Raw genomic sequence first — 20,614 nt, forward strand, 5'->3', positions numbered from 1 at the left:
AAATGCTAGCGGTCGCCCGGGAACACATGGGTGCCGGGCCAACGCCGCACCGAGCGCTGGAAGAACAGGCTGTTAGGCACCTGTACGATGGCGCTGTCGGTGCCTGCCGCTTCCACTTCGATCAGTGTGGTGTAGAGCAAGTTGATCGCCACTACCCTGCCCTTCACGCCGGGCTTGTCGACGGTATCCACCAACTCGACGATGTCACCGAGGCGAAACGGCCCCACCGTGAAGATCAGGATCGCGCACAGCAGGTTGGACAACACCGACCACATGGCGAAGAACGCCACTGCCGCCACCGCGACAAACCCCGACAGCGCGGTCCACAACACCGTGGCGGACACACCCAGCCGGCCCAGCACAAAGATCAACGCACTGCCCATGATCAGCCAGCGCAATCCGCCACGCAGGGGCATCAGCAGTTGCGGCGGGAACGGGTAGCGCTCACCCAGGCGCGTCAGGCCCTTGGCGACAAACCGCTGGGCGAGGTAGCCGGCCAGCAGGATCAGCAGGATTTGCACGCCGATCCATACAGGCTCGATCCATTGCGCAGGCAACGGCAGTTGCAAGGCCTCCATCAGGACAGCGCCTCCAGCTCCGCTTGCAGGGTTTCCAGCAGTTCGAGGGCCTCCATCCAGGTTTCCTCCAATTGCCCTTCGCGCACCTTGAGCCTGGCCTGTTCGGCCAGCAGGTCGCGCAGCTCATCCTTGCGCGCAGCCTCGTACACGCCGCTGTCGCCCAGGCTGGTTTCGATCTTGGCCAGGCGCTCGTGGACCTTGCCCAACTCGGCCTCAAGCTTGTCGGCTTCGCGCTTGTGTGGCGCCAACTGTTGGCGCAGGGCGGCAGCGGCCTGGCGCTGGGCTTTCTTGTCGGTCTTGTCCGGGTTGACCGGGGTGTTGCTGACCGGCGCATTGCGCAGGCGGTAGTCCGTGAGCCAGCGTGCGTAGTCGTCCAGGTCACCGTCGAACTCTTCGACCTTGCCATCCGCTACCAGCAGGAAGTTGTCGGTGGTGCTCTTGAGCAAGTGGCGATCGTGAGACACCACCAATACTGCACCGCTGAACTCCTGCAAGGCCATGGTCAGCGCCAGGCGCATTTCCAGGTCGAGGTGGTTGGTCGGTTCGTCGAGCAGCAGCAGGTTCGGGCGGTCCCAGGCGATCAACGCCAGGGCCAGGCGGGCTTTTTCGCCGCCAGAGAAATTCAGCACCGGCTCATCGATGCGCGCGCCACGGAAGTCAAAGCCACCGAGGAAGTCGCGCAGGGTTTGCTCGCGCTCGGTCGGCGCCAGGCGTTGCAGGTGCAGCAGCGGGCTGGCCTTGGCGTCGAGGGAGTCCAACTGATGCTGGGCGAAGTAGCCCACCACCAGGTTCTCGCCACGGGTCAAACGACCGGCCAGGGGTTGCAGCTCGCCCGAGAGGTTCTTGATCAGCGTCGACTTGCCCGCGCCGTTCGGGCCGAGCAAACCGATGCGCGCACCCGGGGTGAGCTGCAGCTTGACCTTCTCCAGGATGGTTTTCTCTCCATACCCCAGGCGTGCATCCGAGAGGTCCAGCAACGGGCTGGAGATTTTCACCGATTCGCGGAACACAAAGTCGAACGGCGAATCGACGTGGGCCGCCGACAGTTCTTCCATGCGCTCCAGGGCCTTGATCCGGCTCTGGGCCTGGCGGGCCTTGGTGGCCTGGGCCTTGAACCGGGCGATGTAGCTTTCCATGTGCGCACGCTGCGCCTGCTGCTTCTCGAACGCCTGCTGCTGTTGGGCCAGGCGCTCGGCACGCGCACGTTCGAACGCGGTGTAGCCGCCACGGTAGAGGGTGATCTTCTTCTGTTCGACGTGGGCGATGTTGTCGACCACGGCGTCGAGGAAGTCCCGGTCGTGGGAAATCAGCAGCAAAGTGCCCTGATAGCTCTTGAGGAAGTCCTCCAGCCACAGGATCGCATCGAGGTCCAAGTGGTTGGTCGGTTCGTCGAGCAGCAGCAGGTCCGAGGGGCACATCAGCGCCTGGGCCAGATTAAGGCGCATGCGCCAGCCACCGGAGAAATCGGCGACCGGACGATCCATCTGTTCGTTGGTGAAGCCAAGGCCGGCTAGCATCTTGCGGGCGCGGGCGTCGGCGGTGTAGCCGTCGGCGCTGTCGAGTTCCGCGTGCAGACGGGCCTGGGCGGCGCCGTCCTGGGCTTTCTCGGCCTCAGCCAGGTCGTGTTGCACCTGGCGCAGACGCAGGTCGCCATCGAGCACGTAGTCGATCGCGATGCGGTCCAGGGTGTCGATCTCCTGGCGCATATGGGCGATACGCCAGTCGGCCGGCAGCAAGCAGTCCCCGGAATCCGGGGTCAGCTCACCCAGCAACAGGGCGAACAACGTGGATTTGCCGGCGCCGTTGGCACCGATCAGGCCGGCTTTGTGACCGGCGTGCAGGGTCAGCTCGGCGTCTTCGAGAAGACGTTGCGGGCCACGCTGTAATGTTAGGCTTTGAAGTCGGATCATAATGGCGGCGGAGTCTACCAGCTTCGTTGGCCGCTGGCTTGGGTGTGAATATGAACGCTGACCTGTGGAGCTTTGCTCTCTCGACTTACGCCCGCCCGGGCGTCGAAGCCGCCTGCCTGCGCTTGCAGGAGCAAGGGGCGGACGTGTGCCTGTTGCTCTGCGGCGCGTGGCTGGAACAGCGGGGCGTGGCACTTGAGCCGGAGCGTATGCGCACCCTGCAACAGCTGGCCCGACCGTGGCAGGCGCAGGTGATCGAACCCTTGCGGCAGCTGCGTGTGCAATGGCGTGCCAAGGCGCAGCAGGATGAGCAACTGGCGACGCTGCGCGAACGGGTCAAAGCCCTGGAACTGGATGCCGAACGGCAATTGCTGACGCGCCTGGAAGCGTTGACGCAGGCATGGCCGAAAGTGGAGATGACTCAACCGCGGTGGCTGGAAGGACTGGCGGCTGAGGATGCCGCCAACCTTGACCATGACGCGCTGCAGCAGCTGCGCGTCATGATCACCGGCACTTAGGAAGCGCTGGTTGGGGTGGTGCTTGGCGCTACCGGTGCAGGGGTGCTGCTGGCCGATGCGGTCGGAGCGGTGGTCGCTGCCGGGGTAGCAGCAGGTGCTGCTGGCTTGGCCGGTGCTGGTTTCGCAGCAGCAGGCTTTGCGGCGGGCTTGGCGGCTGGCTTTGCAGCAGCAGGCTTTGCAGCTGGCTTGGCGGCTGGCTTTGCAGCAGCAGGTTTCGCAGCCGGTTTTGCAGCAGTAGGTTTGGCGGCTGGTTTGGCGGCAGTGGTTTTAGCAGCTGGCTTCGCGGCCGGTTTTGCAGCAGCGGTTTTAGCAACTGGCTTCGCGGCCGGCTTTGCAGCAGCGGTTTTAGCAACTGGCTTCGCGGCCGGCTTTGCAGCAGCGGTTTTAGCAGCTGGCTTGGCAGCTGGTTTTGCAGCAGCGGTTTTAGCAACTGGCTTCGCGGCTGGTTTTGCAGCAGCAGTTTTGGCAGCTGGCTTGGCGGCTGGTTTTGCAGCAGCGGTTTTAGCAACTGGCTTCGCGGCTGGTTTTGCAGCAGCAGTTTTAGCAGCTGGCTTGGCGGCTGGTTTTGCAGCAGCGGTTTTAGCAACTGGCTTGGCGGCTGGTTTTGCAGCAGCAGTTTTAGCAGCTGGCTTGGCGGCTGGTTTTGCAGCAGCGGTTTTAGCAACTGGCTTGGCGGCTGGTTTTGCAGCAGCGGTTTTAGCAACTGGCTTCGCGGCTGGTTTTACAGCAGCGGTTTTGGCAGCTGGCTTGGCCGGTGCTTTAGCAGGTGCACGAGCACCCAGCACTTTCGCTACAGCTTCCTTAACACGACCAACACCCTGGGCCAATTTCAGGCTTTCTTGGGCGTCTTTTTTCAGTTGGGAAATGTAGGTGCGGGTTTCAGCTTGACGATCCTTGAGAGCATCCAGCAGGTCTTCGAGTTCTTTTACCGCGTCTTTGGCTTTGGCTTGTGCCTTGGCCTTGCCGGCAGTGGCGGCGTCTTGCAGTTTGGTGCGGGATTTGTGCAGCTTTTCTTGCGCTTTACCGCGTTGTTTTTCCAGCTTGGCGAGCAGTTTTTCTGCATCGGCCAACGCTTGGGAACATGCGCTTTCCAGATGCTCGAGCAAGCTGCCCGACAATTGTTGGAGTAAATGCAACGGGGTATTTACAGGCTTCTGTTTGGCCGACATGGTTTACCTCCTGGCTGACGTGGGTGCGGCTCATACTAGCCCTCTGCTCTTACCGCCGCTAGGGCATGTTGACAGTATCGTTTGCGTTGCGTTGCAACGTGCGAAAATTCTTATCGATATAACGAAAACACGCGGCACTTTTTACGCACTCGCACTGGCATAATCCGTCGCACTTTCGGCAGGAGAATGCCCATGTCGCGTTACCTTTTCCTTGTGCTGGGCCTGGCGATTTCCGCGGCCAATGCGAGCGAGCAATCACCGTCAAAAACCACGCCCCAAGACCAGCACGACCTCGCCTACAGCCTGGGCGCCAGCCTCGGTGAGCGCCTGCGCCAGGAAGTCCCGGACCTGCAGATCCAGGCCTTGATCGACGGCCTCAAGCAAGCCTATCAAGGCAAGCCGCTGGCGTTGGATAACACGCGCATCGAACAGATTCTTGCCGAGCACGAAGCGCAGGCCGAAGCCGACGCCCAAGCGCCTAAAAGTGAAAAGGCGCTCGCCGCCGAGCAGCAGTTTTTAACCAAGGAAAAAGCCGTGAAAGGGGTGCGCGAGTTGGCCGATGGCATCCTGCTCACGGAACTGACACCCGGCACGGGTAACAAGCCTGGCGCGAATGATCAGGTCCAGGTGAACTACGTTGGACGATTGCCCGATGGCACGGTCTTCGATCAGAGCACACAACCCCAGTGGTTTCGCCTGGACAGTGTGATCAGCGGTTGGAGCAGCGCGTTGCAGCAGATGCCGGTCGGGGCCAAATGGCGCCTGGTGATCCCGTCGGCCCAAGCTTATGGAGGTGACGGTGCCGGCGAGCTGATCCCGCCGTATACGCCACTGGTATTCGAGATCGAATTACTCGGCACCCGTCATTGAGCCAATAAAAAACGGTGCGCCATGCGCACCGTTCTTATCTCGCCCGCAAGGGTCAGGCCTGGGGGACAGCTTCTTCCTTATGGGCGTTGTGGAGCACTTCGATCAGGCAATCTTCCAGTTCGAAACGCTCATGGAGCAGGCCACCCAACTCCTTGAATTTCTCAGCAACGCACTGGCCGGCATCACACAGGTCGGTGAACGCCAGCAGTTTCTCAGTGATGACATCGATACGCGGGTAAAGGGTCTCGGCCAGTTCCAGGCCACGCTTATCATCGAAGGCTTCCGCCTCTTTGGTCAGCTGCTCGTAGACACCGAAATGGCCAGCAGACACATAGTCCACCAACACTTCACAGAACTCCTGCAACGGCTTGCGATTCTCAGCCAGGGCCTCGGGCTTGGCGCCGAGAGCATCAAAGGCCCGAACCAGTTCGTGACGTGCCTTCAACCAGCTGTCGATCAGCTTGTGCACCCCACCCCAGCGTTCCTGAGCATTCTGACAACTTTCCAGCATGATGATCTCTCTTCCCTATAGGGGCGCTGCCGCCTGATGCCCGCGCAACACTTCAAGGATAAAACAGCAGCGGGACAAGGCCGCGTCTGACAAACGGTTTCAATAACGCGTGCGGGCCAGATTATGCCCCCATGACTATGGCTTCAAGGTACGCAGGAGAGAAAGTTCATACAAGTGTTTAATCACGTCCTACAAACTGCGGCCTCCGATCAGCGCCTCGCTGAGCGCAACGGACGGCTCAAGAACAGTCGGGAAAATTGCATGACACCGAGGATCAACATGCCCAGGAAGAACAACAGGCTCCACTCGGGAAGGCTCAGGTCAAATAGCGTCCAGCTTATTTCCATACAGTCGACCGTGCCTTCGACCGTCAATTGCAACGCCTGCCACAGCGACAGGTTCTCGAGCATGTGACTGAGACTGGGCCAGCAATCGGCGGCCTGATCCGCTGCGGCATTTTGCAGCAGCACCTGGCGTACGGCGGTGATGGCACCCAGCAACGAACAGACCATGCTCGTAAACCCGTACAAGTAAAAAGTGGAACGCCTGGGGTTGTGGATGGCGGCGACCAGATTGATCAGCGTGAAGGCAGCCAGAAAGGCCCGTTGCATCTGGCACAGGAAACAAGGACGTAACGAGGCACCGAACTCAAGATAGAAGGACGCACCCAACGTCAGCGCACCCGCCATGAACGCAAGGAAAAACAAGGAGCGTGAAGGGGCCAAAGACATGCTTTATCCGCATCGCGAGAGATAGGTCGTTACGTTAGAGGAAAGGCCTGACCCCTTTCAATACGCGCCAGAGCAGACGATTCCGTGAGAACGTAGGGACATCCCGTCAGAGAATGGAAGACTTGAAGCGCATGAACGTAGGAGTTTGCTTCAAAGCCCCTCAGGGCCGGCATATGCGCAGCATTGAAGGGCTGGTTATCAGAAATATCCGGGCCAACCCTAGACTTCTTCCTGCATCAAACTCGGGCAGAAACTGGCAGCGGAGACGCCAGCAAGCGGTTATCCAATAAGCCCAGGCCTTCCTGGAACAGCTGGTTGCTGCGCTCGGTGTCGCCCAACTGCGCCAACAGCCGCGCCAGTTCGGCACAGGCCTCGGGATTACGTTGCACCTGCAGGCTGCTTTCCAGGTAATCACGCGCCTTGCCCCACAGGCTGTTTTGCAGGCACAGACGACCCAATGTCAACAACAGGCTGGCATCGCCCGGGTGGTCCTTTAGCCAGCCTTCGGCAAACTTCAATTGCCGGGCAGGGTCACTGCCGCGCAGCAGGCCGTAGAGACGAATCAGGTGGCTGTCGTAGCCGCGCTTGATGGCACCGCGCAACGCCTCCTCCGCCTTGGCATCGGCGCCCAATTGACGCAGTTGCTCGGCATAGGCCAGGACCAGTTGCGGCTCCTGGCGCTGGGCGGAAGTGAGCTGTTGCCAGGCCCGCTCAAGAGACTGCAGGCCGGCTTCGCCCTGCTCTTCGCGCTGGGCCGCCAGGCTCAGGTTCTCGCCCCAGGCACGCCGTTCCAATTCTGCCAATTCGCCGGCGGGCAGCACCTTGTCCTTGCGCAGCTCCGGCAACAGGCGGATCACCGCCGACCAGTCGCCACGCTGCTGGTGCAGACGCTGTAATTGGCGCAGCACCTGCCCGTTGTGGGGATGACGCTCGTGCATGGCCTGCAAGGTGGTAAGGGCGCCATCAGTGTCGCCACGGTCCAATTGCAACTGCGCATGGCTCAAGGCAACCGCCAGCTCGGCCTGGGGCTGACGCTCCAGGGCGCGCTCGAGCAAACCGTCCGACTCTTCATAACGGCCCTGCTCATTCGCCGCCCGGGCCGCGCCCAGGTAGTACAGCAATGGCTGGCGCTCGGCTTCGGCGGCACGGTGCAGGTGACGTTCGGCACTGGCCCAACGGCCTTCGGCGAGGTCCATCTGGCCCTGTTCGATGGCGATCTGCACGCGGCGGCTGCGGTTACGTCGCGACCACGGGTTGACCACGCCACCCGAGGTGGTGACCAGGCTCAGCAATACGCGGATCAAGTAGATGGCCAGGCCGAAGACAAACACCGCCACCACGGTAGCCCATAGGCTCGACTCGTAGTGCAGCACATGAGGATAGGTAATCAACACATAGCCGGTGTGTTTCGAAATGCCCACGGCCAGTGCCAGGGCGATTGCAATCGCCAGCACCAGGATCACATAGAAACGCTTCATCGGCTCTACTCCTGCTTCGCCGACGTGGCCGCCGGCGTGGCAGCCGCCTTGGCTTCGTCGGCAGACAGATGACGACGTTCGAGGTACGCCTGTACCGCAGCCAGGCTCGCCGCCAGGTCCGGTGTCACCACCGAGACAGCCTTGGGCTCAAGCTCGGCGATACGCGCCAGCATCGCCTTGCTCTGCGGGTTGTCCTGGTTGAAGTTGTCCTGCAACACGCTGCGTGCCTCACCCAGGGAGCGGCTGTACACCGCCGATTCACCATTAAGCGCCGCCCATTGCGCTTGCTCCAGAGCCAGGCTGAGGGCCAGGCGTACCTGGTTCAGGCCTTGACCGGCGAGCAGTGGACGAATGTTGTCGTCTGGGTTGAAGTCGATGCGAAAGTACCGGGAAATCTGCTCCCACCACTGGCTCCAGCGGCTGTCCGTATCGGTGCTTGGACGCCCCTGGGATGCGGGCTCGGTCAGTTGGTACTCAGGGGCGATGGCCGCCAGTTGCACGACCTGATCACGCAAGGCCGCCAATTGCAGATACAGCCCGGTGCGATCCGGCTGCTCAGTACTGCGCAACGCGGCAAGGCTCTTGGCCAACTGCTCGCGTGCGGCGTAGGAGCCTGGATCGCTTTGCTCGCGAAGAATCTCGTCGGCGCCCTGGACCAGGGCCTGGGCGCTGTTGATGTCCTGCAAGGCAGACAAGCGCAAACTCGCCAGGCGAATCAGGTGCTCGGCCTCAGCCAGGCGCCAATCCTTGCGGCTGGCACCCAGCACGGTTTCCAGGCGCTGGCTCAAGCGCTGCTGGTCACCCTGCAACTGGGCCACCAGCCGACGGCGCTCCTCAAGCTCATCCGCACCCGGCAGTTGCGCCAGGCGTGCAGCCAGTTGTTGCTGGCTTTGCTTGAGGGCCTGGGATTGGTCATCCAGGGTCTGCACTTGACCCAGTTGGTGCTGGCTGCTGGCTTGCAGGGCACGAACCTGCCAGAGACCCCAACCGCCGGCGGCAACACCCGCAGCGCCAAGCAGCAGGGCGACAACTGCCAGGCCATTGCCGCGGCGCGGCGCGGTGACCGGTGACTCAACCGGCGCATCAAGTGCGGGTTGGGTTTCATCTTTAGGCAAGGCTGTTTCGCTCACGTATCCGTCCTTTGCGTATCAGAGAGTGGGAACGGCATGACTCCGTAACGCCACTAACAAAGCCGCGGCACTCGCGCCGCGACAATCCACAACTTTTTCTGCGCCAGCGGCCCGCGCCATCTCGGCGACTCGCGGGCTGGGCACGAACAACGGCAGCTGCGCCACCTGTGGCCAATCGGATCCGGCCAGGGCCTGCAGGTGCAAAAAACCCTGCCCACTGCTGACCACCAGGCCGTTCAAGCGTTCCAACTGGATGCACCGGGTCAGTACACCGGTGTCGTAGGCCGGAAGGAAACGACGATACAACTCCAGGTAGTCGACACTAGCACCTTGCTCGCGCAAACGCTCAGCCAGCAGCTCCCGCCCCCCCTCGCCGCGCAGGATCAACACCCGCGCACCGGGCCGTGCGATAGCCTCGCGCAACGCAGGCAATTGAAGCAAGGCCTCGCTGTCGTCGCCGGTTTGGGGATAGTGAACGGGAAGGCCATGATCAGCCAGGACCTGCGCGGTGGCCGCACCGACGCTGAACCACGGCAGTTGCGGCCAGGCTTGATCCAACTGCTGCACGGCAAGCCGCGCGGCCGGTTTACTCACCACGATCACCGCACAGTAGCGGCCAAGATCATCGAAGACGGCCTGTTGTTCGGGGGTAACGGGTAACGGCTCGATGTCCAGCAAAGGCAAGCTGCTGCTGAAGATACCGGTTTCGGACAACGCCGCCGCCAGGGCCGCCGATTCCTCGGCAGGCCGTGTCAGCAGCACGCGCCAATCGGTCACTGCGGGCCGGCCTCGCCGTAGACCTTTTGCAGGATAGCGCCTGCGCCCTTTTCCAGCAGCTCTTCAGCCACCTGGACACCCAGGGCGATGGCGTCACGTTGCGGGCCACGGACTTCGGCAGTCAGCAGAGTGCCCCCATCCGGATCCCCAACCAGGCCACGCAGCCACAGGTTTTCACCTTCGAGCACGGCGTAGCAGGCGATCGGCACCTGGCAGCCACCGTTGAGGTGCTTGTTCAGGGCGCGTTCGGCCGTGACACGCACTTCGGTCTCATGGTGATCCAGGGGTTTGAGCAGCGCGTGGATTTCACTATCGGCGGTACGGCATTCAATGCCCACGGCGCCTTGCCCGCCAGCAGGCAGGCTGTCTTCGACGCTGATGGCCGAGGTGATGCGGTTTTCGAAGCCCAAACGGATCAGGCCGGCCGCGGCGAGGATGATCGCGTCATACTCACCGGCATCCAGCTTGGCCAGGCGGGTGTTGACGTTGCCGCGCAGGAAACGAATCTGCAGGTCCGGACGACGGGTCAACAGCTGTGCCTGGCGACGCAGGCTGGAGGTGCCGACAATGCTGCCCAGAGGCAAGTCATCCAAAGACGCGAAGGTATTGGAAACGAAGGCGTCACGCGGGTCTTCACGTTCACAGATGCAAAACAGGCCCAGGCCTTCGGGGAAATCCATGGGCACGTCTTTCATGGAGTGCACAGCGATGTCGGCTTCGTTTTCCAGCAGCGCGGTTTCCAGTTCCTTGACGAACAGGCCCTTGCCACCGATCTTCGACAGCGGCGAGTCGAGCAGCTTGTCGCCGCGACTGACCATGGGCACCAGGGTCACCTTGAGGCCGGGATGGGCCTGCTCAAGGCGTGCTTTGACGTATTCGGCCTGCCACAAGGCCAGGGCGCTTTTACGGGTGGCGATGCGGATTTCGCGAGAGGACATGGATCAATCCGTACTGAATAGATACGGCAGATAATAACAGCTCAGGCAAATACGCTTTGATTTGAATCAGCAAGTGCGGGGCCTCCCTGGCCACGTCGCACCGGGATAATGAATGCAGGCTTGCCAAAACCCTCGGGCTAAAGCTGCTGCATCATCTTGCGCACGCCAGCGACATGGCGTCGGCTGACGATCAACGCATCCCCATTAAGCCCTTTGAGGAATAACTGAAAGTGCCCGAGGGGCGTGCGCTGCAGGCGCTCGATTCGCTCACGGGCCACCAGCGCGTTCCGGTGGATTCGCACGAAGCGGTCACCGAATTCATCCTCAAGGGCCTTGAGCGGCTCATCGAGCAACACTTCGCCAGCCTCATGCCGCAGGGTCACGTACTTGTGATCGGCAATGAAGTAGACCACCTGGTCCAAGGGGATCAACTCGATGCCTTTGCGTGTGCGGGCGCTGATATGGCTGCGCGGCCCGTTGCCGCTCTGGGCGGCCGGCTGGGTCAGGGCAGCGAGTTGGGCGCGGTTGGGACGTTCGGCTTTCTTCAAGGCCCTGAGCAAGGCCTCGGCAGTCACTGGCTTGACTACGAAGCTGACACCACTGGCTTCCAGTGCCTGCGCGGCAAACTCTTCTTGAGCGGCGCACAGCACCACGGCGGGTGGCGATTCGCGCTCACTCAGGCGAGCAGCAACTTGCAGGCCATCGAGGCCCGGCATGCGGATATCGAGCAACACCACGTCCGGCTTGAGGCTGTCGATCAACGTCAACGCCTCCTCGCCGCTGGTGGCACTCGGCTCAAGGACTGTATAACCCTCGAGTTCACTGACCAAACGGCTCAGTCGCTCGCGGGCTTGGGGTTCGTCATCAACGATCAGGACATTCATATAGCGCTGGATTCCTGCGTGAGTCTCGCACAAGGATAGCGTAGACAGGTGCGGTGACTTGCGTCACAGCGATCCACGCTAAGACTAGCGCGAGCGGCAAAAAGTGCCCTGACAGCGGCACCCATATTTACCCGGACCTGTTCAATAGCGCCCAAGACCTGCTGCCTTCGGGCATCGTCGTAGGGTTTGCTGATACACAATCCGAATACCCCCCTTTTAAATGGATAGTCAGGCTCTGACCGCATTACCCGACTTTGGTGCATTCACACACTATCAGTCCAACTGTAGACGCTCGCCGAGACGATATTGCTCAATCGTCAAATATCGTATCAATAAGCAGCTGCCTCCAGTCTCGTCCCGGACGCGGTCGGCGGCAAGGCACTTAGCCATCCTTTGCACAAATAAAAATGCCGACGACCCGCAGCACCGCCTCCAAGGGCAACCCTGTTATTATCGCCGCCACACTTTCATGCCTCTTAATAAGCAGACCACGAGCGAACCCATGAGCACCGACAAGACCAACCAGTCCTGGGGCGGCCGCTTCAGTGAACCCGTCGACGCCTTCGTCGCCCGTTTCACCGCCTCCGTCACCTTTGACCAGCGCCTGTACCGCCACGACATCATGGGCTCCATTGCCCACGCGACGATGCTGGCCAAGGTCGGCGTGCTGACCGACGCCGAGCGCGACAGCATCATCGATGGCCTGACCACCATCCGCGGTGAGATCGAAGCCGGTACGTTCGACTGGCGTGTCGACCTGGAAGACGTGCACATGAACATCGAGGCCCGTCTCACCGACCGTATCGGTGTGACCGGCAAGAAACTGCACACCGGTCGTAGCCGTAACGACCAGGTAGCCACCGACATCCGCCTGTGGCTGCGCGATGAAATCGACCTGATCCTGGCCGAAATCACCCGCTTGCAGAAAGGCTTGCTGGAGCAGGCCGAGCATGAGGCGGACACCATCATGCCTGGCTTCACCCACCTGCAAACCGCACAACCCGTGACCTTCGGCCACCACCTGCTGGCCTGGTTCGAGATGCTCAGCCGCGACTACGAGCGCCTGGTGGATTGCCGCAAGCGCGCCAACCGCATGCCGCTCGGCAGCGCAGCCCTGGCCGGCACCACCTACCCGATCGACCGCGAGTACTCCGCACAACTGCTGGGTTTCGACGCCGTCGGCGGCAATTCCCTGGACGGCGTGTCCGACCGCGACTTCGCCATCGAATTCTGCGCCGCCGCCAGCATCGCGATGATGCACCTGTCGCGTTTCTCCGAAGAGCTGGTGCTGTGGACCAGTGCGCAATTCCAGTTCATCGACCTGCCGGACCGTTTCTGCACCGGCAGCTCGATCATGCCGCAAAAGAAAAACCCCGACGTGCCCGAACTGGTGCGTGGCAAGAGCGGCCGTGTATTCGGCGCACTGATGGGCCTGCTGACCCTGATGAAAGGCCAGCCTTTGGCCTACAACAAGGACAACCAGGAAGACAAGGAACCGTTGTTCGACGCCGCCGACACCCTGCGTGACTCGCTGCGCGCGTTTGCCGACATGATCCCGGCGATCAAGCCCAAGCACGCGATCATGCGTGAAGCGGCCCTGCGCGGTTTCTCCACGGCGACTGACCTGGCGGACTACCTGGTGCGCCGTGGCCTGCCGTTCCGCGACTGTCACGAGATCGTTGGCCATGCGGTGAAATACGGCGTCGACACCGGCAAGGACCTGGCGGAAATGAGCCTGGAAGAGCTGCGCCAGTTCAGTGACCAGATCGAACAGGACGTGTTTGCCGTGCTGACCCTGGAAGGTTCGGTGAATGCCCGTAACCACGTGGGCGGTACCGCGCCGGCGCAGGTGAAGGCTGCGGTCGCTCGCGGCCAGGCCCTGCTCGCCAGCCGCTGAAAAAGGTGGGAGGGGGCAACCCCCTCCCACATTTGTTCATTTTTTGGCCGCAACCATCGCCATGAACGCCGGCATCGCGGCCTCCCTGTCCGCCGCCACCTTCTGCGCATTAGGCATGGCATGCAGTCGCTCCAGCAACGCTCTGGCCGCCGGCAATTCAGCCAACAGGTCCAGGCCAAACAGCTTCTCGCCCACCGCACAGGCGAGGTTCACGCTGTACATGAAATACAGATCCGCAATCGTAAAGCCCTCCCCCGCCACATAAGGCGCGAACCTGCCGTGACGGCCTAAAGAGCCGATCCCCAACAGCAACTCAGCCCTGGATTTCGCCTTGATCGCCTCCGGCACCGGCATACCGAAAAACGCCTCGGCAAAACACGCACGGGCGGGTAATTCGATATACAGCTCGATTTCCCTGCACAACGCCAGCACCTGGGCACGCTGGAACGGGTCGGCCGGCAACAGCGACGGGCCTTCCTGGGAGTGCTCGATGTATTCGAGGATCACACTGGTTTCGTTGATAAACCCCTGCTTCACGCCCAGCACCGGCACCTTGCCACGCGGGCTGACCGCCAGGGCCTCAGGGGTTTGCCCGGCATAAAAGGGCACCTCCTCAAAAGCCAGGCCTTTCTCCAGCAGTGCCAGTTTCACCATGTTGTAGTAGTTGCTGACCGAGAATCCGTAAAGCTTGAGCATCGCAAAGCCTCCAGGCCGTGTGCGGGGTTGGCTGCAGGAGTTATAGATCCCCGGGGCCAGCCTGACCAGCAGCATCACCTGCCTGAATGGGGGTAGACTGGCGCCCTTTCCTTGAGGAGCCTGCCATGAGCGAGCCGACCGATATCGACAGCGACGAAGAAGCGTTCACCGAAAACACCTTGATCGAAGCGATCGAAAACCAGATCGAAAGCGACAACCCGCCTGCCGCCAAGGCCACGTTCAATAAACTGACCCTGGTGGGCTATGAACGTGAAGAGATCCTGAATCTCATGGCTCACGTGTTGGCTTTCGAGATCGACGCGATGCTGGATGAGGACCGCGCCTTCAATACCGAATGGTATGAAACAGCGCTGCGGGCACTGCCTGAGCTGCCGCCCGAAAAGGAATAATCCCGGCACACCGCAACACGCTGGACAGTTCGGCAAAGTGCGTTCACCTTATGGCCTGCTAGCCTCTAATAAATTTTAGAAAGTCTGGAGTCCTTATGTCGTATACCCCTGAGTTGGTTGCCGAACTGGAAATCCTTGTACTCTTCCCCTTGGACAGCACCAAGGAAGGTCTGAAAGTCCATCAGACCGCCGCTCCCTCTGCCATCGCCGCTGCCAAGCGTCTCCATGCGAAAGGGCTTATCGACCAACCGGACGGAGGCTACCTGACCAGCCTTGGCCGGGACGCCGCAGAGCAGGCCCAAACCCTGCTGACCATTCTGAGCACCGCCAACACCAAAGAAGCTGCCTGATACCGTATCCCGCCCATGGAGTCCGCCTCTCGCGGATTCCGAGGGCGCTGCTGTGGAATGGCCCGATTTTTGACGCCAAAAACCATTTCCCTCTAAACCTCCTACGCGACTGGCTGTAAACTCCTACATGGCCGCCCGCGTCGGGCCCTGCGAGCCACCGAGTTCGACATGACCCGCACCCATGAAATCCGCCCTGACCTGGACGAAGGCATCGACCGCAAGGTGCTGGCCCAATTGCGTGCGCGCTTCATGGCCCTGAATGAAGGTCGCATGGCTCGTGCCGTCGAAGGGCTGACGCCGCGCCAGCAAAGCGTGCTGACCCTGCTGCCGCTGTTTTTTCACGTCAATCATCCGCTGTTGCCGGGTTATGTATCGGGCAGTACGCCAGCCGGGCTGTCGAATTTCGAGCCCGACGCCCAGGCACTCACGGAAGCCCAGCGTCTGACCCGCTCGTTCTCTTACAAGCCGCGTCCGGTCAATCAACCCAAACCGATCCACGGCCTGTTCCTGATGGGCAGCCTCGGCACCCTCGCCCAGGCCGACCAGAGTGACATGGATGTGTGGGTGTGCCATGCACCCGACCTGGGCGAAAACGAGCTCGCGGAGCTGCGTAAAAAATGCCAACTGCTGGAAGCCTGGGCCCTGGGCATGGGCGCAGAAGCGCACTTCTTCCTGATTGAGCCGACGCGCTTTGTACTCGGCGAGCGCGACACCCAACTCAGCTCCGACGACTGCGGCACGACCCAGCATTACCTGTTGCTGGACGAGTTTTACCGCACAGCCATCTGGCTGGCCGGGCGTACGCCGATCTGGTGGCTGGTGCCGGTGTATGAAGAGGCCCGCTATGCGGAATTCACCCACACGCTGATCTCCAAGCGTTTTATCCGCGCCGATGAAACCCTCGACCTGGGCCACCTGGCGCGCATCCCTCCCGGTGAATTCATCGGTGCCGGGCTGTGGCAACTGTTCAAGGGCATCGAGTCGCCCTACAAGTCGGTGCTCAAGCTGCTATTGACCGAGGTCTACGCCAGCGAGCACCCGAACGTGCACTGCCTGAGCCTGCGCTTCAAGCGCGCGGTGTTCGCCAACCAGATGGACCTGGATGAGCTGGATCCGTACATCGTGGTGTACCGCCGTATCGAGGAATACCTCAAGGCCCGCAACGAACCGGAGCGCCTGGAGCTGGTGCGTCGCGCCCTGTACCTGAAGGTCAATCGCAAGCTCAGCGCCGGTCAGCGCAGCACCAGTTGGCAGCGGCTGTTGCTGGAGCGCCTGGCCCACGAGTGGGGCTGGGACCAACGCCAACTGGCGCTGCTGGACAGCCGCAGCCAGTGGAAAGTGCGTCAGGTGGCCTCCGAGCGCCGTGCCCTGGTCAGCGAGCTGAACTACAGCTATCGCTTCCTGACCCAGTTCGCCCGGACCGAACAGACGGTCAGCCTGATCAACAAGCGCGACCTCAATGTGCTGGGACGGCGCCTGTATGCCGCCTTTGAACGCAAGGCCGGCAAGGTTGAATTCATCAACCCCGGCATCGCCCCGGACCTGGCCGAAGACACCCTGACCCTGGTGCAATCGCCCAACCGCAAGGAGCCCGGCCAGCACCACTGGGGCCTGTACAACGGTAACCTCACGGCCCTGGAATGGGAGCACTTCGCGCCGATCAAGCGCAGTCGCGACCTGTTGGAGATGCTCACCTGGTGCCACCGCAACGGCGTCATCGACAGCAGCACGCGCCTGGCGCTGCACCCCGGCACCAGCGACATGACCGAATTCGAGCTGTTCAACCTGCTGGGCAGCCTGCAGCAGGCTATCGCCCTGCCCCTGGCCAGCGTTGATGAAGCGCGCCTGCTGCGCTCGGCGGTACCCGAGGAAGTGTTGCTGCTGATCAACGTCGGCGTCGACCCGCTCAAGCATCATCGCGACCTGAATATCCTGATGACCACCGAGCGCACCGACTCCCTGAGCTATGCCGGTGTGCGCGACAACCTCGTACTGACCCTGGACCAGGTCACGCTCAACAGCTGGAACGAGGTGATGGTCAGCCGCTACGACGGCCCCCATGCGCTGCTCGACTGCCTGCGCGACTACCTCAACCAATTGCCGTCGGATCATCTGCCTCGGCTGCGGGTGCGCTGCTTCTGTCACAACCGCGCGCAGTTCATTGCCCAGCGAGTGGAAGAAATCTTCGACACCGCACAGAACCTGCTGCTGGGTCAGGGCAATCACCGCTACTTGCTCCAGGTACAGCAGCACTATCACGTGATGGAGTTGATGCCCGGCCAAGCCATCCACGTATCACTGGCGACCCAGGATGCGCTGGTCGCCTACCTCAGCGAAGAATTGGCCAGCTACAGCCCGCTGCACCTGGATGCCATGGCCCTGGAAGACCACGACCTGGCGCTGTTGCTGCCCATGGGCATGGCCGATTGCGTGCAGGTGTTCTACCGGGTCAACGAAGGCTTCGCCGAGCTGTATGTGCTGGATGAATTCAACGCGCTCTGGCAGCAACGCCTGCCGTTTCATGATGAACAGAGCCTGTTGGCGCCGCTGCAGCGCTTTTTGCAGTCGATCATCTACCGCCGGGAAGCGCTATCGCCCCTGGACACGCAACAACCGTTGGGTGAGGTGCAAATCTTGTACTACCAACTGCTGCCGTCGGGCACCACGCGCGCGCGCGGTGTCGAGCCGCGGCCGGCCCCACAGAACCCCGCGAACAAACCGTTTTATGACGTGCAGGCGATTATCGGCAAGGCGGCACCGGGCAAGGTGGGCATTACCCTGTATTGCAATCAGCGGGAGTTTTCCGAGCTGGAGTTTGGCGACCAACTGTTTGCGGTGGTCGCCCAGGAAATCGTCGGGCAACGCCGGGAAACCGAGCGCTACCGCTGCTACATCACCGACCTCGACCTGTCGGGGCTGCTCGGTGATGTGCAAAGCCCAAGCAATTTGTACCTGCGCTACAAGGCCGAGCTGGAGCTCGCGCTGAATGAGGCGCTGAGCCAGGTCTAGAGAGGGAAGGCGCCGCCATCCTCGGGCTGACCATCAACACTGAGCAGCTCAAGCTTGAGGGTCTTGCCGCCCGGTGCCGGCCAATCGATGTGCTGGCCTACCTGCAGGCCAAGCAAGGCACTGCCCACCGGGGCCAGGACCGAAATCTTGCCTTCATCGGCATTCGCATCTTTCGGGTAGACCAGGGTCAGGTGGTAGTCCTTGCCGCTGCCTTGCTCACGGCAATGCACGCTGGAGTTCATGGTCACGACCGTTGCAGGCACTTCATCGTGGCCAACCACTTCTTCGGCGCGGTCGAGTTCGGCTTGCAGTGCAATAACGCCCGGCTGCGTCTCGTCCATACGGTCGATCAATTGCTCAAGACGCTGCACATCAAGACGGGTGAGGATGATGGAAGGTGCGGTCATGATTCAGGCAGACTCCTTTTTTCTGCACAAAAAAGCAAAACCCCGCCAGGAAAAGGCGGGGTTCTCACGGGCCTCGATGAGTTGAGGCGTATCCGGACACTACCACAGCACCGTAAATAAACAAGACGGGCTCAAGGCGCGGCCTTGCGTTGCTCGGCCTGGGCCACGATCACTCGGCGCCGCTGATCATCGGCGGAGCGCCATTCGCGGATGTCTTCCACATGGCGGAAGCAGCCGAGGCAGACTTTTTGCTCGTCCAGGCGACACAAACTGATACAAGGTGACGGCACCGCCGGGCTGACATTACTGAACAGCGGCTTGGGCGGGCGTACGGGCGCAGGCTGGGTCACGGTCAGATCTCGTCGAAATCCAGCTCGGCGCCGGTATATTCGTGGACCAGGCGCGCGAGCATCTCGCCCAGCAACTCTTCACTCTTGTCGCACTGCCATTTGCCGCTTTCTTCGTCGTAGTCGAAGTGGACGCCACCGGAGCGCGCCGCCAGCCACAGCTGACGCAGCGGTTCCTGACGGCTGAAGATCAGTTGCTGGCCGCTCTCGAACTTGACGGTCAACACCCCGGCCGAGTTTTCCAGATCCACGTCCAGGCCGCTGTCGTCGAAAATATCTTCCAGCGCCTGCTGGGTCGCATCCACCAGGTCGTGAAAACGGGCTTCGGTCAAACTCATTGTGGCAACCTCAAAAGTGTCTGGTTTTGCTCAAGCGCCGCACGATACGGGCGAGCCCCGCCGATTGCAAAGGATACCGATTTCAACGCGATTGACGGCGTGAAATATCCTCAACCAGCGTAGTCCGCTTCCCTGCCATCTCGGCAAACCCCCGCCGGACGGGTATTTCAGCGCATAGGCAAGCTGGCGGGTGGTCGGTATACTCGGGCGCAATTAATGCATATTCAAGGATTTCGCCATGAAGCGCCTGATCTCTTCCCTTGCTGCGCTCGTCGCGGTCGCTTGCCTCGTTAGTGCCTGTGGTCAAAAAGGCCCGCTGTACCTGCCCGATGACAGCAAAGACCCGAATGAACAGGCGCAATCGTCGCAAAAGCCCTCCAAAGCGCATAAGCACGACACCTACGAATAAGGGAGCTCCATGGACGCTTTTAACTACCGGGACGGCGAGCTGTTCGCGGAAGGCGTGGCGTTGTCCGCGATTGCCCAGCGCTTTGGGACCCCGACCTACGTGTACTCCCGTGCGCATATCGAAGCCCAATACCGCTCGTTCACCGACCCTCTCGATGGCGTACCGCACCTGGTGTGCTACGCAGTCAAGGCCAACTCCAACCTGGGTGTACTGAATGTCCTGGCGCGCCTGGGCGCCGGTTTCGATATCGTCTCCCGTGGCGAGCTGGAACGGGTCCTGGCCGCCGGCGGCCAGGCTGACAAGATCGTGTTCTCCGGCGTCGGCAAGAGCCGCGAAGACATGCGCCGAGCCCTGGAAGTCGGCGTACATTGCTTCAACGTAGAGTCCACCGACGAGCTGGAACGCCTGCAAGTCGTCGCGGCCGAGATGGGCGTTCGTGCGCCGATCTCACTGCGCGTCAACCCGGACGTCGATGCCGGCACCCACCCATACATTTCCACCGGTCTCAAAGAGAACAAGTTCGGCATCGCCATTGCCGACGCCGAAGACGTGTACATCCGCGCGGCCCAGCTGCCGAACCTGGAAGTGCTGGGTGTCGACTGCCATATCGGCTCGCAACTGACCACACTGCCGCCGTTCCTGGATGCCCTCGACCGCCTGCTGGCATTGATCGACCGCCTGGGCGAATGCGGCATCTACCTGCACCACATCGACCTCGGTGGTGGCGTGGGCGTGCGTTATCGCGATGAAGAGCCACCGGCGATCGCCGACTATATCCAGGCCGTGCGCGAGCGCATCGAAGGCCGCGACCTGACGCTGATGTTCGAGCCGGGCCGTTATATCGTCGCCAATGCCGGCGTGCTGCTGACCCAGGTCGAGTACCTCAAGCACACCGAGCACAAGGATTTCGCCATCGTCGACGCGGCGATGAACGACCTGATCCGCCCGGCGCTGTACCAGGCCTGGATGAATGTCACCGCCGTGACGCCTCGCAACAGCGAAGCACGCGCCTATGACATCGTCGGCCCGATCTGCGAGACCGGCGACTTCCTGGCCAAGGATCGTCAACTGGCCCTGGAAGAAGGCGACCTGCTGGCCGTGCATTCGGCCGGTGCCTACGGGTTTGTCATGAGTTCCAACTACAACACCCGCGGACGTACCGCCGAGGTGCTGGTGGACGGTGATCAAGCGTTTGAAGTGCGTCGCCGCGAGACGGTAGCCGAGTTGTATGCTGGCGAAAGCCTGCTGCCGGAGTAAGCC

The 20,614-nt window shown here is 61.5% G+C and carries 22 protein-coding genes and 1 pseudogene; 8 read left to right on the plus strand and 15 right to left on the minus strand.

Going from position 1 to position 20,614, the window contains the following annotated elements:
• Nucleotides 1–5: 5 nt before the first annotated feature.
• A complete protein-coding gene (locus J1N02_RS12225; protein ID WP_003176850.1) occupies nt 6–578 on the minus strand; it encodes a mechanosensitive ion channel family protein in 573 nt (190 codons plus the stop codon).
• Entirely contained in the window at nt 578–2,488 is a 1,911-nt protein-coding gene (locus J1N02_RS12230) for an ATP-binding cassette domain-containing protein (protein ID WP_027608338.1), read from the minus strand. The genes J1N02_RS12225 and J1N02_RS12230 overlap by 1 nt, the downstream gene beginning before the upstream one ends.
• A gap of 50 nt (nt 2,489–2,538) precedes the next feature.
• On the opposite strand from J1N02_RS12230, the gene J1N02_RS12235 reads away from it, so the two are divergent.
• Nucleotides 2,539–3,003 carry a TIGR02444 family protein gene (locus J1N02_RS12235; RefSeq protein WP_027608337.1) on the plus strand — a complete coding sequence of 155 codons (465 nt, stop codon included), beginning with the start codon at nt 2,539–2,541 and terminating at the stop codon, nt 3,001–3,003.
• On the opposite strand, the gene J1N02_RS12240 is transcribed toward J1N02_RS12235, so the two are convergent.
• The gene (locus J1N02_RS12240; protein WP_098480746.1) at nt 3,000–4,172 is read right to left on the minus strand and encodes an AlgP family protein; all 1,173 of its coding nucleotides are present in this window, start codon (nt 4,170–4,172) and stop codon (nt 3,000–3,002) included. The two genes, J1N02_RS12235 and J1N02_RS12240, sit on opposite strands and share 4 nt — an antisense overlap.
• A 192-nt stretch (nt 4,173–4,364) precedes the next feature.
• Here J1N02_RS12240 and J1N02_RS12245 point away from each other — a divergent pair, with 192 nt between their 5' ends.
• Nucleotides 4,365–5,042, plus strand: a complete 678-nt coding sequence (locus J1N02_RS12245; protein WP_027608336.1) for an FKBP-type peptidyl-prolyl cis-trans isomerase — start codon at nt 4,365–4,367, stop codon at nt 5,040–5,042.
• 52 nt (nt 5,043–5,094) lie between these two features.
• On the opposite strand, the gene J1N02_RS12250 is transcribed toward J1N02_RS12245, so the two are convergent.
• The 8 genes and pseudogenes from J1N02_RS12250 to J1N02_RS12285 form a co-directional block, all read right to left on the minus strand.
• Nucleotides 5,095–5,553, minus strand: a complete 459-nt coding sequence (locus J1N02_RS12250) for an Rsd/AlgQ family anti-sigma factor (RefSeq protein WP_027608335.1) — start codon at nt 5,551–5,553, stop codon at nt 5,095–5,097.
• A gap of 209 nt (nt 5,554–5,762) precedes the next feature.
• Nucleotides 5,763–6,284, minus strand: coding sequence for a disulfide bond formation protein B (locus J1N02_RS12255; RefSeq protein WP_027608334.1), 522 nt, complete (start codon nt 6,282–6,284; stop codon nt 5,763–5,765).
• Nucleotides 6,285–6,520: 236 nt separating this feature from the next.
• Complete coding sequence (locus tag J1N02_RS12260; RefSeq protein WP_027608333.1) at nt 6,521–7,762, minus strand: heme biosynthesis protein HemY; 1,242 nt, start codon at nt 7,760–7,762, stop codon at nt 6,521–6,523.
• A gap of 5 nt (nt 7,763–7,767) precedes the next feature.
• Nucleotides 7,768–8,892 carry a uroporphyrinogen-III C-methyltransferase gene (locus J1N02_RS12265; RefSeq protein WP_027608332.1) on the minus strand — a complete coding sequence of 375 codons (1,125 nt, stop codon included), beginning with the start codon at nt 8,890–8,892 and terminating at the stop codon, nt 7,768–7,770.
• An 18-nt stretch (nt 8,893–8,910) separates the two neighbouring features.
• Complete coding sequence (locus J1N02_RS12270; RefSeq protein WP_115485500.1) at nt 8,911–9,669, minus strand: uroporphyrinogen-III synthase; 759 nt, start codon at nt 9,667–9,669, stop codon at nt 8,911–8,913.
• Nucleotides 9,666–10,607: a hydroxymethylbilane synthase gene (hemC, locus tag J1N02_RS12275; RefSeq protein WP_027608330.1), complete on the minus strand. Its 942-nt coding sequence runs from the start codon at nt 10,605–10,607 to the stop codon at nt 9,666–9,668. Before hemC ends, J1N02_RS12270 begins: the two co-directional genes overlap by 4 nt.
• A 137-nt stretch (nt 10,608–10,744) precedes the next feature.
• On the minus strand, nt 10,745–11,491 hold the full coding sequence (locus J1N02_RS12280) for a LytR/AlgR family response regulator transcription factor (protein ID WP_027608329.1): 747 nt from the start codon (nt 11,489–11,491) through the stop codon (nt 10,745–10,747).
• A pseudogene (locus J1N02_RS12285) lies at nt 11,488–11,604 on the minus strand (sensor histidine kinase); the annotation flags it as partial. The pseudogene J1N02_RS12285 and the gene J1N02_RS12280, both read right to left, overlap by 4 nt.
• Before the next feature lie 389 nt (nt 11,605–11,993).
• Between J1N02_RS12285 and argH the strand changes: the two are divergent.
• Nucleotides 11,994–13,388 carry an argininosuccinate lyase gene (argH, locus tag J1N02_RS12290; RefSeq protein ID WP_421147382.1) on the plus strand — a complete coding sequence of 465 codons (1,395 nt, stop codon included), beginning with the start codon at nt 11,994–11,996 and terminating at the stop codon, nt 13,386–13,388.
• Nucleotides 13,389–13,424: 36 nt separating this feature from the next.
• Here argH and J1N02_RS12295 read toward each other — a convergent pair whose 3' ends face one another.
• Nucleotides 13,425–14,084 carry a glutathione S-transferase family protein gene (locus J1N02_RS12295; RefSeq protein WP_027608327.1) on the minus strand — a complete coding sequence of 220 codons (660 nt, stop codon included), beginning with the start codon at nt 14,082–14,084 and terminating at the stop codon, nt 13,425–13,427.
• A 125-nt stretch (nt 14,085–14,209) separates the two neighbouring features.
• Here J1N02_RS12295 and J1N02_RS12300 point away from each other — a divergent pair, with 125 nt between their 5' ends.
• From J1N02_RS12300 to J1N02_RS12310, 3 genes are all read left to right on the plus strand, one after another.
• Nucleotides 14,210–14,494 (plus strand): hypothetical protein, encoded by a 285-nt coding sequence (locus J1N02_RS12300; protein WP_027608326.1) that lies wholly within the window; start codon nt 14,210–14,212, stop codon nt 14,492–14,494.
• Between the two features lie 95 nt (nt 14,495–14,589).
• Nucleotides 14,590–14,844: a TIGR02647 family protein gene (locus tag J1N02_RS12305; RefSeq protein ID WP_027608325.1), complete on the plus strand. Its 255-nt coding sequence runs from the start codon at nt 14,590–14,592 to the stop codon at nt 14,842–14,844.
• Nucleotides 14,845–15,012: 168 nt separating this feature from the next.
• Nucleotides 15,013–17,853 (plus strand): class I adenylate cyclase, encoded by a 2,841-nt coding sequence (locus J1N02_RS12310; RefSeq protein WP_027608324.1) that lies wholly within the window; start codon nt 15,013–15,015, stop codon nt 17,851–17,853.
• Here the strand turns inward: J1N02_RS12310 and rnk are convergent.
• The 3 genes from rnk to cyaY all read right to left on the minus strand — a co-directional run bounded on the left by rnk (nt 17,850) and on the right by cyaY (nt 18,945).
• On the minus strand, nt 17,850–18,260 hold the full coding sequence (gene rnk / locus J1N02_RS12315; RefSeq protein ID WP_043293860.1) for a nucleoside diphosphate kinase regulator: 411 nt from the start codon (nt 18,258–18,260) through the stop codon (nt 17,850–17,852). The two genes, J1N02_RS12310 and rnk, sit on opposite strands and share 4 nt — an antisense overlap.
• A 131-nt stretch (nt 18,261–18,391) precedes the next feature.
• Nucleotides 18,392–18,610: a DUF1289 domain-containing protein gene (locus J1N02_RS12320; protein WP_027608322.1), complete on the minus strand. Its 219-nt coding sequence runs from the start codon at nt 18,608–18,610 to the stop codon at nt 18,392–18,394.
• A gap of 2 nt (nt 18,611–18,612) precedes the next feature.
• A complete protein-coding gene (cyaY, locus tag J1N02_RS12325; protein ID WP_027608321.1) occupies nt 18,613–18,945 on the minus strand; it encodes an iron donor protein CyaY in 333 nt (110 codons plus the stop codon).
• A 238-nt stretch (nt 18,946–19,183) separates the two neighbouring features.
• Here cyaY and lptM point away from each other — a divergent pair, with 238 nt between their 5' ends.
• Nucleotides 19,184–19,354, plus strand: coding sequence for an LPS translocon maturation chaperone LptM (gene lptM, locus J1N02_RS12330; protein WP_010207449.1), 171 nt, complete (start codon nt 19,184–19,186; stop codon nt 19,352–19,354).
• Nucleotides 19,355–19,363: 9 nt separating this feature from the next.
• Nucleotides 19,364–20,611, plus strand: coding sequence for a diaminopimelate decarboxylase (gene lysA, locus J1N02_RS12335; protein ID WP_092355839.1), 1,248 nt, complete (start codon nt 19,364–19,366; stop codon nt 20,609–20,611).
• Nucleotides 20,612–20,614 lie beyond the last annotated feature (3 nt).

This window comes from Pseudomonas sp. NFX5, assembly GCF_049132125.1.
Classification (GTDB): domain Bacteria; phylum Pseudomonadota; class Gammaproteobacteria; order Pseudomonadales; family Pseudomonadaceae; genus Aquipseudomonas; species Aquipseudomonas marginalis.

Coding starts and splice junctions, on each gene's coding strand:
- J1N02_RS12280 (WP_027608329.1), bottom strand. CDS start 11,491: ATGAATGTCCTGATCGTTGATGACGAACCCCAAGCCCGCGAGCGACTG.
- J1N02_RS12245 (WP_027608336.1), top strand. CDS start 4,365: ATGTCGCGTTACCTTTTCCTTGTGCTGGGCCTGGCGATTTCCGCGGCC.
- J1N02_RS12310 (WP_027608324.1), top strand. CDS start 15,013: ATGACCCGCACCCATGAAATCCGCCCTGACCTGGACGAAGGCATCGAC.
- J1N02_RS12260 (WP_027608333.1), bottom strand. CDS start 7,762: ATGAAGCGTTTCTATGTGATCCTGGTGCTGGCGATTGCAATCGCCCTG.
- J1N02_RS12255 (WP_027608334.1), bottom strand. CDS start 6,284: ATGTCTTTGGCCCCTTCACGCTCCTTGTTTTTCCTTGCGTTCATGGCG.
- J1N02_RS12240 (WP_098480746.1), bottom strand. CDS start 4,172: ATGTCGGCCAAACAGAAGCCTGTAAATACCCCGTTGCATTTACTCCAA.
- J1N02_RS12300 (WP_027608326.1), top strand. CDS start 14,210: ATGAGCGAGCCGACCGATATCGACAGCGACGAAGAAGCGTTCACCGAA.
- lptM (WP_010207449.1), top strand. CDS start 19,184: ATGAAGCGCCTGATCTCTTCCCTTGCTGCGCTCGTCGCGGTCGCTTGC.
- argH (WP_421147382.1), top strand. CDS start 11,994: ATGAGCACCGACAAGACCAACCAGTCCTGGGGCGGCCGCTTCAGTGAA.
- J1N02_RS12250 (WP_027608335.1), bottom strand. CDS start 5,553: ATGCTGGAAAGTTGTCAGAATGCTCAGGAACGCTGGGGTGGGGTGCAC.
- J1N02_RS12305 (WP_027608325.1), top strand. CDS start 14,590: ATGTCGTATACCCCTGAGTTGGTTGCCGAACTGGAAATCCTTGTACTC.
- J1N02_RS12230 (WP_027608338.1), bottom strand. CDS start 2,488: ATGATCCGACTTCAAAGCCTAACATTACAGCGTGGCCCGCAACGTCTT.
- J1N02_RS12225 (WP_003176850.1), bottom strand. CDS start 578: ATGGAGGCCTTGCAACTGCCGTTGCCTGCGCAATGGATCGAGCCTGTA.
- J1N02_RS12295 (WP_027608327.1), bottom strand. CDS start 14,084: ATGCTCAAGCTTTACGGATTCTCGGTCAGCAACTACTACAACATGGTG.
- lysA (WP_092355839.1), top strand. CDS start 19,364: ATGGACGCTTTTAACTACCGGGACGGCGAGCTGTTCGCGGAAGGCGTG.
- cyaY (WP_027608321.1), bottom strand. CDS start 18,945: ATGAGTTTGACCGAAGCCCGTTTTCACGACCTGGTGGATGCGACCCAG.
- rnk (WP_043293860.1), bottom strand. CDS start 18,260: ATGACCGCACCTTCCATCATCCTCACCCGTCTTGATGTGCAGCGTCTT.
- J1N02_RS12235 (WP_027608337.1), top strand. CDS start 2,539: ATGAACGCTGACCTGTGGAGCTTTGCTCTCTCGACTTACGCCCGCCCG.
- hemC (WP_027608330.1), bottom strand. CDS start 10,607: ATGTCCTCTCGCGAAATCCGCATCGCCACCCGTAAAAGCGCCCTGGCC.